At 52.9% G+C, this 13,014-nt stretch carries 10 protein-coding genes and 1 pseudogene; all 11 read left to right on the top strand.

Annotated features, from left to right (window positions below):
- Nucleotides 1–4: 4 nt before the first annotated feature.
- Nucleotides 5–1,513: a cardiolipin synthase gene (cls, locus tag DCC85_RS20420; RefSeq protein ID WP_108467208.1), complete on the top strand. Its 1,509-nt coding sequence runs from the start codon at nt 5–7 to the stop codon at nt 1,511–1,513.
- Nucleotides 1,514–1,958: 445 nt separating this feature from the next.
- Nucleotides 1,959–3,032: a type 2 isopentenyl-diphosphate Delta-isomerase gene (gene fni / locus DCC85_RS20415; RefSeq protein ID WP_234414488.1), complete on the top strand. Its 1,074-nt coding sequence runs from the start codon at nt 1,959–1,961 to the stop codon at nt 3,030–3,032.
- Nucleotides 3,033–3,080: 48 nt separating this feature from the next.
- A pseudogene (locus tag DCC85_RS20410) lies at nt 3,081–3,404 on the top strand (AAA family ATPase); the annotation flags it as partial.
- 777 nt (nt 3,405–4,181) lie between these two features.
- Nucleotides 4,182–5,282, top strand: coding sequence for a redox-regulated ATPase YchF (gene ychF, locus DCC85_RS20405; RefSeq protein WP_108467205.1), 1,101 nt, complete (start codon nt 4,182–4,184; stop codon nt 5,280–5,282).
- A gap of 219 nt (nt 5,283–5,501) precedes the next feature.
- Nucleotides 5,502–6,569 (top strand): peptide chain release factor 1, encoded by a 1,068-nt coding sequence (prfA, locus tag DCC85_RS20400; RefSeq protein ID WP_108467204.1) that lies wholly within the window; start codon nt 5,502–5,504, stop codon nt 6,567–6,569.
- A gap of 37 nt (nt 6,570–6,606) precedes the next feature.
- Nucleotides 6,607–7,458, top strand: coding sequence for a peptide chain release factor N(5)-glutamine methyltransferase (gene prmC / locus DCC85_RS20395; RefSeq protein ID WP_108467986.1), 852 nt, complete (start codon nt 6,607–6,609; stop codon nt 7,456–7,458).
- 83 nt (nt 7,459–7,541) lie between these two features.
- Nucleotides 7,542–8,711, top strand: a complete 1,170-nt coding sequence (locus DCC85_RS20390; protein ID WP_108467203.1) for an FtsW/RodA/SpoVE family cell cycle protein — start codon at nt 7,542–7,544, stop codon at nt 8,709–8,711.
- A 146-nt stretch (nt 8,712–8,857) separates the two neighbouring features.
- Complete coding sequence (locus tag DCC85_RS20385; protein WP_108467202.1) at nt 8,858–10,018, top strand: FtsW/RodA/SpoVE family cell cycle protein; 1,161 nt, start codon at nt 8,858–8,860, stop codon at nt 10,016–10,018.
- A 133-nt stretch (nt 10,019–10,151) separates the two neighbouring features.
- Complete coding sequence (spoIIR, locus tag DCC85_RS20380) at nt 10,152–10,823, top strand: stage II sporulation protein R (protein ID WP_234414249.1); 672 nt, start codon at nt 10,152–10,154, stop codon at nt 10,821–10,823.
- A gap of 134 nt (nt 10,824–10,957) precedes the next feature.
- On the top strand, nt 10,958–12,082 hold the full coding sequence (locus DCC85_RS20375; RefSeq protein ID WP_108467201.1) for an L-threonylcarbamoyladenylate synthase: 1,125 nt from the start codon (nt 10,958–10,960) through the stop codon (nt 12,080–12,082).
- A gap of 38 nt (nt 12,083–12,120) precedes the next feature.
- Nucleotides 12,121–12,981, top strand: a complete 861-nt coding sequence (locus DCC85_RS20370; protein WP_108467200.1) for a DUF72 domain-containing protein — start codon at nt 12,121–12,123, stop codon at nt 12,979–12,981.
- The last annotated feature ends 33 nt before the right edge of the window (nt 12,982–13,014 follow it).

Genomic DNA, 13,014 nt, shown 5'->3' with positions numbered 1-13,014 from the left:
GACTATGAGACGCGGAATACAAATTGCCCTCATTGCAGCGATATTAATCGCATTCTATTTATTTGGGTTCAACATCTTCGGCAAATTCGGGGGAACACTGGTTAGTATCTTCCAGACCTTGACGGTGCTTACGATTGGTTTAGCCATATTTATGGAGAATCGAAATCCCTCAAGCACGCTGGCCTGGATTCTTGTGCTGGCGCTTCTGCCGATCGTCGGTTTAGTTTTTTATTTCCTGTTCGGCCAAAATTATTTCAAACGCAGAAAATACGACAAAAAGCTCCAAGAGGACCTTCAGGCATATGAACGGATAGATCATAACGGGCTGGTACTCCCAGGGGATATGTCCCAATTTACAGAGGATCAACAGCAGCTGCTGCGCCTGTCCCAACGGATCGCCCGAACCCCATTCTCGCTGGCGACCCGCACCCGTGTGCTGACCAACGGACAGGAGACCTTCGGCTCTCTTCTTAATGAGCTCAAGAAGGCGAAGCATCATATCCATATGCAGTATTACATTTACCGATCGGATGAGATTGGCCGCGAGATTCAGCAGACCTTGATTGAGAAGGCCAAAGCCGGTGTTGAGGTCAGATTTATGTATGATGCAGTGGGCAGTCTTGGCCTCTCGCCCGTTTTTCTTAACGAAATGCGTGCTGCAGGGGTAGAGATCGGCGTGTTCGGTGCCGTGCGTTTTCTATCGCTGTCAAGCCGGGTTAACTATCGGAACCACCGGAAAATCGTCGTGATTGACGGTAATACCGGTTTTATTGGCGGCCTGAATGTAGGGGACGAATATTTGAGCCGCAGCAAAACCTATGGTTTCTGGCGGGACACGCATATGCTGTTTAAGGGAGAAGCGGTACGTTCGCTGCAAATTATTTTTCTGCAGGACTGGAAATATGTAACCGGCAAAACCATTATGGGCCAGGAATATTTGTCTCCAGAGCTGGAACGGGGCTGCAGCGGTGCGGTACAAATTCTGCCAAGCGGACCGGATAACGAGACAAGGTCACTGAAGAATGTGATCTTCGCTATGATTACGTCGGCCAAAAAGTCGGTGTGGCTGGCGACGCCTTACTTCATCCCGGATGATGATATTTTAACGGCGCTTAAGGTTGCTGCGTTATCAGGGCTCGATGTGCGTGTGCTGTTCCCAGCAAAGCCGGATAAGTGGCTCCCTTTCCTGGCATCGCATTCTTATTTTCCTTCTTTGCTGGATGCAGGGGTTAAGATTTATGAATATGAAAAAGGCTTCCTGCATTCCAAGCTGCTGATTGCTGACGGGGAGGTAGCTACAGTAGGCACTGCCAACATGGATATGCGGAGCTTTCATTTGAATTTTGAGGTGAATGCGCTCCTCGTCCAAACGGACAGCATTCGGAAGATCGTGCAGGATTTTGAGCGGGACCTGTTGTCTACCAAGCTGATTGAGCGTAAGGCTTTTATGAAGAAAAAGATTTTTGTCCGGATCATGGAATCTGCTGCACGGCTGATGTCTCCTCTGCTATAGGCTTCTCAGGTGCTACAGGCTTCTGATGTACCGTCTGAGGTGCGTTCCACTTCGGCTGATTCCCTATAATTAGCGCCGCTATTCCAATGTTTGGGGTAGTGGCGTTTCTTGTATTGGATGGTTCCTTTACAGTGTCAGGGAATTGGGGGATCAACTTGGAGACAAGCAGTCATTATAATACAATAAGTAAAGAACAAGCTGTATCGGCCAAGAGATTAGATTGTACTTAGGCTGTAAATAGATGAAATCCGCCATAAGGAGCGAACAAGAATTGAGAGAACGTTACGGACGGACCGGAGGCGGAAGCTTCCGCAAAAGAGGACCGCTGCACCGCGGCGAGCGCAAACAATTAGGACTGTTCACCGCTGATGCGGTTCAAGGATATCAGGAGGGGACATTAGGCTCTCTTCCTCAGAAGTTTATAGATCATGAGGCTTCAGCCAGTATTCTTGCCCCACCAGAGACTTCAAGCCATCAAGAGGCATCCAGCAAGATTACCTCGAAGCGGAAGACAGAGCATATTCGGATCTGCTTACAGGAAGAGGTAGAAGGACAGGGGATTACCACGGGCTTCGAGAATTACCGTTTTAAGCATAATGCTGTACCGGAGGTGGATTTTGACCGAATTTGCTTAGAGACGTCCTTCCTTCAACGCTCAGTACGTACGCCGCTCTTAATCAGCTCCATGACTGGGGGCAGCCCGGAAGCAGCTGTGATCAATGAACGGCTGGCAGAAGCTGCTGAGCGCAGAGGCTGGGCGATGGGGGTTGGTTCCATCCGGGCTGCTGTCGAGCGGGAGGAGCTTGCCGGTACCTTTGCTGTGCGGAAGTTGGCGCCATCTGTGCCCATTATCGCGAATCTTGGCGCGATCCAGCTAAACTATGGATTTGGCGCTGAGGACTGCCGGCGGGCTGTGGATATTGCAGGGGCCGATATGCTGGTGCTGCATCTGAACAGCCTTCAGGAGGTTTTTCAGCCGGAGGGAAATACAGCCTTTGGTGGGCTGTTAAAGCGAATAGAAGGGCTGTGCCGTGAGCTGGAGGTCCCGGTCGGTGTGAAGGAAGTGGGCTGGGGCATTGATGCCGAGACGGCAAAGCGCCTGGCCAATGCCGGCGTAGCCTTCATTGACGTGGCGGGTGCGGGCGGCACGTCTTGGAGCCAGGTCGAGAAGCACCGCAGCGCGGATTCGCTGCGGCGTGAAGCGGCCACGGCATTCGCCGACTGGGGCATTCCGACCGCGGATTCCATCCGCGAGGTGCGCGGAATGCTGCCGGGCGCCGCGATCATCGGCAGCGGCGGGCTTCAGTCCGGCGTTGACGCGGCGAAGGCCTTGGCGCTGGGCGCCGACCTTGCCGGGTTCGGCCGCGCGCTGCTCGGCCCGGCCGTCCGCTCCGAGGCCGAAGTGGATGCGAGCCTTGCCCGCGTTGAGCTGGAGCTGCGGATCGCAATGTTCGGCATCGGCGCAGGAAGCATATCGGCGCTGCGCGGAACAACACGGCTCATCCGAAGGGAGAGTTAAAGGAATTAAGAGCCTCATACGAGAGAAAATCGTACTTGGAAAGGACGAGGTGAGCGACTTGTTTCGCTGTTCAGCAACCGCTTCGGCAAAAAGGCCATCTATTTACTCGATGAGCCCGAGGCGGCTTTGTCTCCTGCAAGACAACTTGCGTTTCTCCAAATTATCAAGGAGCTGGAGCAGGAGGCTCAATTCATTATTGCCACGCACTCTCCCATCCTGCTGGGGTATCCGCACGCGCAAATTATAGACTTTGATGCTCGGCCCATCCGTGAAACCCGTTACGAGGATACAATGCACTATATTATAACCCGGCGTTTTCTGGAGAACCGAAGTAAGATGCTGCAGGAATTGTTTGACGAAGGGGATGAATAGCGATGTTAACGACCGCTTTATGGTGAATAAAGCGGAGACAAGAGATTGCTTGCCGGGTGAGAAGATGTGAAGAGCCCTTTGAAAAAGGCCGGGGGTAGGCAGCTGTTTTAGCGTAGATGGGGCAAGCACGAAGCAAGCCAAAAGCAAGCCAAAAGCAAGCTAAGAGCATGCTAAGAGCATGCGTAGAGTAAGCTTGGGGTGAACCACCCAGAACAAGCCCGGAGCGAACCCAGAGCAGGCCCGGAGCGAACCCAGAGCAAGGCCCGGAGCGAACCCAAAGCAGGCCCGGAGCGAACCCAGAGCAAGGCAGGAGCATGTTAGAGCAACTTGCTTTCCAAGTTCTAACCTCACTTTAGCCCTGTATTAGATTCAGGAAAGGTTCATGCCGGGGATCATCTTTAATAACTTCTCAAGTCTTGCTGTCGCTTAGAGCAAAAGGCTTTTAGGCAGGGATGTCCTGTGACTACGGACAAAACTCAGGATTGTCTTTTAAAAGATGGACACCGATATATAAGGTCAGGCAGGTTAGTTTATTAAATTTAAATTATGAAAAATTAATTGAAGCCGATCTCCCGCCCGAATTGGGAGGGCATACCTATCCTGCAGTGTCCACCTTTTAAAAGACAAAACGAAGCAATGTCCTTGTTCAAGGGACAAACAGGAGGAATGCGTTTATTTTTTCCAAGATGCTGTAACCTCCTGCGGACTTGCTTGTTGGTTCACGCCCTTTACTATATAATATGCTGAGATTGGTTAATAAAAGGAGTTGTCATATAAATGGCTTTGAAAGCAGGTATCGTGGGTCTTCCGAACGTCGGCAAATCCACACTGTTTAACGCAATTACACAAGCGGGTGCGGAATCCGCGAACTATCCGTTCTGTACGATCGACCCGAACGTGGGTGTCGTGGAAGTGCCGGATGAGCGTCTGGATAAGCTGACCGAGCTGGTTGTGCCGAACAAGACCGTACCGACCGCTTTTGAATTTGTAGATATTGCAGGCCTCGTGCGCGGAGCGAGCAAAGGGGAAGGCCTTGGGAACAAGTTCCTGGCCCACATCCGAGAGGTGGACGCTATCGTTCATGTGGTCCGCTGCTTTGAAGACGAGAACATTACCCATGTTGATGGTAAAGTAAATCCAGTCAGCGACATTCAGACGATTAATCTCGAGCTGATCCTGGCCGACTTGGACAGCGTAGAGAAGCGGATCGAGCGATCCAAGAAGAATATGAAGGGCGGCAATAAGCAGTATGCGCAGGAAGTGGAAGTGCTGGAGCGTGTGAAGGAAGCCCTTTACAACGACCAGCCAGCGCGCAGCGTAGAGCTCTCAGAAGATGATAAGGCGATTGTGCGCGACCTGCACCTTCTGACACTTAAGCCCGTATTATACGCTGCGAACGTCAGTGAAGACGGCGTAAGCACGGCGGATGAGAATCCTTATGTGCAGCAGGTAATAGAGTTCGCCAAGGCTGAGAATGCGGAAGTTGTGCCGATCAGTGCGAAGGTGGAAGCGGAAATCGCCGAATTGGAAGGTGAGGACAAGGCGATGTTCCTGGAAGAGCTGGGTCTTGAAGAATCCGGTCTGAACCGCCTTATTAAGGCGGCCTACCGTCTTCTTGGTTTGTACACTTACTTTACTGCAGGCGTGCAGGAAGTTCGTGCTTGGACCATCCGCAAGGGAACCAAGGCGCCGGGTGCAGCTGGCGTTATTCACAGTGACTTTGAACGCGGCTTTATCCGCGCCGAAGTGGTATCCTATGACGACTTGATGGCAGCAGGCTCCATGAATGCAGCGAAGGAACGAGGCCAGCTTCGTCTGGAAGGCAAAGACTATGTCGTGCAAGATGGAGATGTCATGCATTTCCGGTTTAACGTGTAATATATATGAAATTCATCATAGCATCGTTATGAACACAGAACTGCCCCAGTGATATACTGAGGGCAGTTTTTAATAGAAAGCTCCCATAATTTCTGTAGGCGGATTGTCTATTCAAAATACAAGGATTATGCTATAATAAAAAGTCGTCTACCCTGCATTTGCTTGACAGGTGATAGGTGACTTTTTTAGGAAATTTTCACACAAGAGAGGTGATTTCCCTTGTTGGACCGACTTCAATCCCTGGTCGACCGCTATGAGAAGCTGAGCGAGCTGCTCTGCGATCCAGATGTGGCGAGCGATACGAAGAAGCTGCGGGATTATTCCAAAGAACAATCGGATTTACAGCCGGCTTATGAGGCGTACACCGAATATAGAACCGTCATGGAAGAGTTGGCTGCAGCTAAAGAGATGCAAGCCGAGAAGCTGGATGACGAGATGCGCGAAATGGTTAAGATGGAAATTGAAGATCTAAGCAAGCGGCAGACGGAACTCGAAGAGAAGATCCGTATTCTACTGCTGCCTAAGGATCCTAATGATGATAAAAACGTGATTGTGGAAATCCGTGGTGCAGCGGGCGGAGATGAAGCTGCCTTGTTTGCTGCGGACTTGTACCGGATGTATACCCGCTTTGCGGATAGTCAAGGCTGGAAGGTAGACCTGATGGACGTGAATGAGAGCGATCTCGGCGGCTTCAAAGAAGTTATCTTCATGATCAACGGCCGCGGCGCTTACAGCAAGATGAAGTACGAAAGTGGGGCTCACCGGGTGCAGCGGATTCCAGCAACGGAATCCGGCGGACGGATTCATACCTCCACTTCAACCGTAGCGGTTATGCCTGAGGCTGAGGAAGTGGATATCGAGATCCTTGATAAGGACATCCGCGTGGATACGTTCTGCTCCAGCGGCGCTGGCGGGCAGTCTGTCAACACGACCAAATCCGCGGTGCGGGTAACCCATATTCCGACTGGAATTGTGGCGACCTGCCAGGACGGCAAATCACAGAACTCCAATAAGGAGAAGGCGCTTCAGGTGCTTAGAGCACGGATCTTTGACATGATGCGTCAAGAAGAGGAAGCGAAGTATGCTGGTGAGCGGAAGAGCAAGGTCGGAACAGGCGACCGAAGCGAACGGATCCGGACTTACAACTTCCCCCAGAGCCGTGTGACCGATCACCGCATTGGTCTAACGATGCATAAGCTGGATCAAGTGATGAACGGAGAGATTGAGGAAATTGTGTCTGCTCTGACGATTGCAGAACAGTCTGAGATGATGGACAAAGGAGAATAACGCTTTGCACAGAGACAAATATGTCATGTCATCAGCGATGAATATATCAGAAGCCCTTAAGGAGGCTTCTTCTTTTTTGGCGGAGGCCGGCATCTGGGAGGCTGAATCCAATGCCCGGTTGCTGCTCGGGAATTTGCTTGGCCAGTCGCCGGCGGCCTTCCTGGCGGCCCAGCGAGAGCCGTTCCCGGCGGAGCACAAGGCCGCCTGGGAAGCAGCGGTAACCCGCAAGGCTGCGGGGGAACCGGCGCAGTATATTATCGGGGAGCAGGAGTTTTATGGGCTCCCCTTCAAAGTCAGCCCGACTGTGCTGATTCCGCGTCCCGAGACAGAGCTGCTCGTCGAGCGCATCGCGGAGCTGGGACAGCGGCTGTGGCCGGGCGGATCTCCCGCTGCTGCCGATATCGGCACCGGCAGCGGGGCTATTGCGGCGGCGCTGAAGTCGCTGCGCCCCGCTTGGCAAGTGACGGCGACGGATATCTCGCCGGCCGCGCTGGAGGTGGCGCGGGACAATGCGCGCCGCCTGGAGCTGGACATTGCGTTCAAGCAGGGGAACCTGCTTGAACCGCTGGCAGGCGAAGCGCCGGACCTGATTGTGTCTAACCCGCCCTATATCCCGGCACGGGATATTGAAGGGCTGCAGACCGAGGTCCGGGATTACGAGCCTCGCTCGGCACTTGATGGCGGCGCGGACGGCCTGGACCCGTACCGGGTGATGATGGAGCAGCTGCCGCTGCTCAAAGCACCGCCCCGGCTCATCGGCTTTGAGCTTGGGATGGGCCAAGCGGGCGATGTGGCCGAGCTGTTGAGACGGGCCGGACACTGGACTGAGATTGAGATCATCAAGGACTATGCAGGAATTGAACGCCATGTCATTGGAATAGACCTTTAGAAAGTTGGCTTTGCTCAGAATATCCTCTAAAATGGAGGAAGAGATTCAGTAGGCCGCTGTAGGCCGGAAGGGCAGAGGGCTTCATGCTAACCAAATTCAAGAAGATCGATTTTACCGTTGTATTTATTTTGGTTCTGCTCATGTGCGCTAGTATTGCTGTAATTTACAGTGCAACGAACGGTACCAAGTATGACGGGTATCACATCCGAATGGCGAGGTATTATATACTCGGATTTGTAGCTTTTTTTGGAATGTCGCTTCTGAATTATCGGTTTATTGTGAAATACGCGCTTTACGTCTATTTGTTCGGTATAGCTTTGCTGATCATTGTAATGGTTGCCGGTAGGGAGTATTACAACGCCACAGGCTGGCTGAGTATCGGCGGTTTCAGCTTTCAGCCGGCTGAGCTGTTCAAGCTTGTGCTGACGATTGCCCTGGCGGCCTTGCTGCTGCGCAAGAGGAAGGTCAAGCTCCAGTTCTGGAGGGATGTTGTACCGCTGGGAATGGTGACTTTAGTGCCCTTTGTTATGGTTATGGGCCAGAATGACTTGGGCAATGCGCTGAGTTATTTGGTCATCCTGGCGGGGATTCTATGGGTAGGCAATATTAAGTACATCCATGCCCTCATTGCTGCTGTTCTGATTGGCGGTGCGGTCTTCGGCGGCATCAAGGCCTATGTGAACTATCATGATGAAGCTTATGCCTTCATGAAGAGCATTCACCGTGAGCACTGGCTGAAGCGGATCGATCCTTGGCTTATGCCGGACCAAGCTAACAAGGATGATGCCTATCAGACGCGCAGCGGTAAGCTTGCGATTGCTTCCGGCGGGATGACAGGAAAGGGCTATCTGAAAGGGGACGGAACTCAGCGGGTGCCGCTCACTTATTCTGATTCCATTTTTGTAGTCATTGCAGAGGAATTCGGTTTTATAGGTTCATCGATTTTACTGCTCTTATATTTTATATTGATTCATAGAATGATCTTAATCTCCCTGGAGGCTAAGGAACGAAGCGGGCCCTACATCATTGTAGGAGTCGTAGCGATGCTGCTGTATCAAATATTCGAAAATATCGGTATGTTTATCGGCTTGATGCCGCTGACAGGAATTACTCTTCCCTTTATCAGCTTCGGAGGAACGTCCATTCTGATTAATATGGCCAGCCTGGGTCTGGTCATGAGTATCAGACTGTATGGACAGGAGGACGACGAGCAGCTGGAGGTGGCTAAGACGGCTGCAGCCTCGCACGGTTGACCAAGAGGGGATACCGCTGTTCATCCCAAGCTCGGGAGGAAATGGCGGTATTTTTTGTGAATCGTTATAATTTGTTTATAAATTCATTGTATGATGGATAGATGTAAGCCTTCTGGGCGTACGTAATCTCTGGAAGGAGCCGCTTGATGATACCTAAGTTTAAGAAAATGGATTGGCCGATCGTCTTTATCCTGGCTGTGTTTATGATCCTCAGCATTCTTCTTGTGCACAGCGGCATTGCCGCATGGCCGTCTTTTAAAGGGGCGGACAAGAGGATGTTATATTACTACATTTTGGGCTTTGCTGTCTTCTTCGGGGTCGCGATCGTCGACTACCGTGTCTTATTCAAATACTATCTCTATATTCTGGGCTTCGGCCTGGCCCTCTTGGTTCTGGTTATTTTCATCGGGGGGACAGTGAATGGTGCGCAGGGATGGCTTAAAGTTCCGGTTATCGGCCTAAGTTTGCAGCCAGCGGAACTTTTTAAGCTGATCTTGATTATTACGCTGACCTCACTCTTGGTGCGTAAATATAATGCACGCCTTTTATTCTGGAGAAATGTTGTACCGTTAACGTTAGCTACGATGATTCCGTTCGGTCTGGTTATGATCCAGAACGATATGGGGAATGCCCTCTCGTATCTGGTTATTCTGCTCGGCCTGCTATGGGTAGGGAATCTGAAGTATTCCCATGCGCTGATCCTGCTTGTAGTGATGGCTGCCACGATCATCGTGGGCATCAAATCTTATGTCACATTCCATGATCAGATCGAGGCTGCTGTAAAAGGAACGAGTCGGGAGCATTGGCTGCAGCGGATTGATCCCTGGCTCATGCCTGAGAAGGCTTCTAAGGATGCGGCCTATCATACGAGAAACGCCAAGCTTGCCATCGCTTCAGGCGGCTTGATGGGTAAGGGCTATATGAAGGGGGATTCTGTTCAGAATGCCCGCGTACCTTATACGTATTCTGATTCCATCTTTGTCGTGGTCGGGGAGGAATTTGGCTTTATCGGCGCCTCGGTGCTGCTGCTGCTTTATTTTATATTGATTCACCGTATGATCCTGATCTCTCTGGAGACGCGTGACCGACGAGGGCCGTTCCTGATCGTGGGGATCGTGGCGATGTTTCTGTATCAAATCTTTGAGAACATCGGCATGTTTATCGGCCTGATGCCGCTGACCGGGATCACGCTGCCCTTCATCAGTTATGGCGGAACCTCGCTGCTGATCAATATGATGAGTATGGGAATTGTCATGAGTGTAAAGCTGCACGGCAAAGACACAGAACCAGAGGAATTGCCATCTTAATAGAATCGGATAGCTATCCAGGGCTAGGGAGAAATTCCTAAGCTAGGATAGCTTTTTTTAATAGGTTTAGAGATTCGCCGGCCCGGACATACTGTCTGATAGAAAAGAAGATAGATTACGGGAGGGTAAACGGATGAAAAGGGGATCTCATATAAACCGGGCAGCAAGCTTTATGAAAAGTTTAGCACTTATCATGTTTAGTACTTTTATTCTGATGATGTCTTGGGAAGGACAAAAAACGGATGCCTCGGCCATCAACACCCTAATTCCACAGGATTCGATTCGGCTCCGCATCCTAGCTAATTCTGATCGTCCTGCGGATCAGCTGGTCAAACGGAAGGTGCGCGATGCGGTTGTCGAGCAGATGAACACTTGGGTAGAGTCGCTCGAACAGCCGCAAAGTCTAGAGGCAGCCCGCGAAATTGTACGGGCGAAGCTGCCGGAGGTTGAAGCGCAGGTGGCCCGCACCTTGAAGGAGAATGGCAAGAGTTATGGTTTTAAGGTTGAACTGGGGCAGGTCCCCTTTCCGGCAAAGCTGTATGGCGGGACGCTTTATCCTGCAGGGAACTACGAGGCTTTGCGGGTGACGCTTGGCGACGGAGAAGGGAAGAACTGGTGGTGTGTGCTGTTTCCGCCGCTCTGCTTCATTGATGCGGGAAGCGGAGAGGCGCTGGCGCAAAGCTCGAATACGGAAGGAACAGAAGGGAAGCGGGTTCAAGCGTCAGAGGAAAACACGGAGGTGCGTTTTTTTCTATGGGAGCTGCTCGAGAATGTGTGGGATTGGTTCGTAGGATTGTTCGCGTGATGATCGCCCTTTAGCTTTTTTGCAAAATCTCTGGAGATGGATGAACCTAGGGGCCCTAACGAGTTATAATAGAAGTCATTGCATTATGCATGTTGCCAACCTGAAAACAGATAGAAAGTTTGAGATGAACTGATATGAGAGATCAAGATCAAAGAGATAAGCATACGCGTTATTGGGATGCGACAGCATGGGTGTCCCCGTCCGCGGACGGTTTGGCAGAGGCCAAAGCAGAGGAGGCGATTGCCGAGGCCGCTCAAGTCCTGGCCGGGGGAGGGACCGTAGCTTTCCCAACGGAGACGGTGTACGGGCTGGGCGGTGATGCCCGGAGCACCGAGGCGGTTGAAAATATCTTCAAAGCCAAAGGACGGCCATCGGATAATCCGCTGATCGTGCATATTGCGGAGGAAAGCCAGCTTGCGGAGCTTGTGACCGAGGTGAACGATACGGCCCGGCGCTTGATGGCCGAATTCTGGCCCGGCCCGCTGACCTTGGTGCTGCCGGTGCGGCCCGGTGCCGTCTCGCCCCGCGTGACGGCAGGCTTGTCCACCGTGGGCGTGCGCATGCCCGACCACGCCGTTGCGCTGCGGCTCATTGCCGCAGCGGGCTGTCCGGTGGCGGCTCCCAGCGCCAACCGGTCGGGAAGACCGAGCCCCACGCTGGCCAGCCACGTGGGCGAGGACCTGGACGGCGCCATTGACGGCATCGTCGACGGAGGGCCCACAGGGGTGGGCCTGGAATCGACGGTGGTGGAATGCGGCGCCGATGGAATGGTAACCGTGCTCCGCCCTGGCGGGATCACGGTAGAAGAGCTCGCCCGCGTTGCGGCGAGCGTGCAGCTCGACCCCGCCCTGGAGAGCGGCGGGGGAGGGGAGGCCCCGGCGCGGCCGAAGGCGCCGGGGATGAAGTACACGCATTATGCGCCGAGCGGCAGCCTGCGGATTGTGATGGGGGCATCACAGGAAGCGGTGGCGGCCCGCATTCAGGCCGAGCTGGATGCGGCCAATGCGCGCGGCGAGGTAACAGGCATCCTCGCCTTTGAAGAGCACCTCGCGAAATATCATGGCGCCCATACGATGCTTTCGCTCGGCAGCTTGGCCGCGCCTGAGACAGCCGCCCAGCGGCTGTACGCGGCCTTGCGGCAGTTCGATGAGGCCGGAGCCACCTATATGCTTGCCGAGGCCTGTCCGGAGGAGGGGCTTGGCGCTGCGGTCATGAACCGTCTGCTTAAGGCAGCGGGACATGAGGTTATATACGTATAAGACGATAAGCAGCAATTCCAAAAGGCGGTGTCCTCCATATGATATCTATAGGACTGACGGGCTGGGGAGATCATGATGCGCTGTATCCTGCTAAGACGCCGGCCAAGGAGAAGCTGAGCCTTTATGCGCAGCATTTTCCCGTGGTCGAGGTGGATAGCTCCTTCTATGCTGTGCTGGGGCAGGAGACGTACCGCCGCTGGATCAACCAGACCCCTGATAACTTTTCATTTATACTCAAGGCCTATCAAGGCATGACGGGACATGCCCGCGGCAAGGTTCCTTTTGACGGGCCGGGTGAGATGTTCGATGCCTACCTAAGATCGATCCAGCCTGTTCAAGAGTCGGGTAAGCTGAAGGCGGTGATGTTTCAATTCCCGCCGTGGTTCGACTGCAGCCCGGATAGTGTCAGACAGCTCAAGGCGGTCCGTAAATGGATGGGAAATCTGCCGCTTGCGCTTGAATTTCGCCATCAAAGCTGGTATGCGCCAGATATGAAGGAGAAGACGCTTGAGTTTATGCGTGAAGAGAACTGGATTCATATCGTCTGCGATGAGCCGCAGGCGGGTCAAGGATCGGTTCCTACCGTGCTGGAGCCCACGGCGCCCGAGCTTACGATCATCCGGCTGCACGGGCGGAATACCTCCGGCTGGAATCAGAGCGGTGCGCCTAATTGGCGAGAGGTGCGCTATCTCTACGATTACAGTGAGAGCGAGCTTGCAGAATGGAAGGATCGGCTTCAGGTGCTGCAAGACCGTGGAGCTCAGAATATATGCATGATCTTCAACAATAATTCCGGCGGCCATGCGGCCGGCAACGGCAAGCAGATGATGAGGCTGCTGGGGATGAATCCGCCTTCGCTTCCGCCTCTTCAGATGGACCTGTTCGGCGAAACCTCCTAGACATGTTTTCCTACTTGTCCGCATAAGGTGGTA

This window comes from Paenibacillus sp. CAA11, assembly GCF_003060825.1.
In the GTDB taxonomy this organism is placed as follows: Bacteria; Bacillota; Bacilli; order Paenibacillales; family Paenibacillaceae; genus Fontibacillus.
This window is presented reverse-complemented; position numbering and strand designations above follow the sequence as displayed.

Excerpts from the sequence above, each read along its gene's own strand:
- DCC85_RS20385 (WP_108467202.1), top strand. The coding sequence starts at position 8,858 with ATGATACCTAAGTTTAAGAAAATGGATTGGCCGATCGTCTTTATCCTG.
- DCC85_RS20370 (WP_108467200.1), top strand. The coding sequence starts at position 12,121 with ATGATATCTATAGGACTGACGGGCTGGGGAGATCATGATGCGCTGTAT.
- cls (WP_108467208.1), top strand. The coding sequence starts at position 5 with ATGAGACGCGGAATACAAATTGCCCTCATTGCAGCGATATTAATCGCA.
- DCC85_RS20375 (WP_108467201.1), top strand. The coding sequence starts at position 10,958 with ATGAGAGATCAAGATCAAAGAGATAAGCATACGCGTTATTGGGATGCG.
- prmC (WP_108467986.1), top strand. The coding sequence starts at position 6,607 with ATGAATATATCAGAAGCCCTTAAGGAGGCTTCTTCTTTTTTGGCGGAG.
- DCC85_RS20390 (WP_108467203.1), top strand. The coding sequence starts at position 7,542 with ATGCTAACCAAATTCAAGAAGATCGATTTTACCGTTGTATTTATTTTG.
- ychF (WP_108467205.1), top strand. The coding sequence starts at position 4,182 with ATGGCTTTGAAAGCAGGTATCGTGGGTCTTCCGAACGTCGGCAAATCC.
- spoIIR (WP_234414249.1), top strand. The coding sequence starts at position 10,152 with ATGAAAAGGGGATCTCATATAAACCGGGCAGCAAGCTTTATGAAAAGT.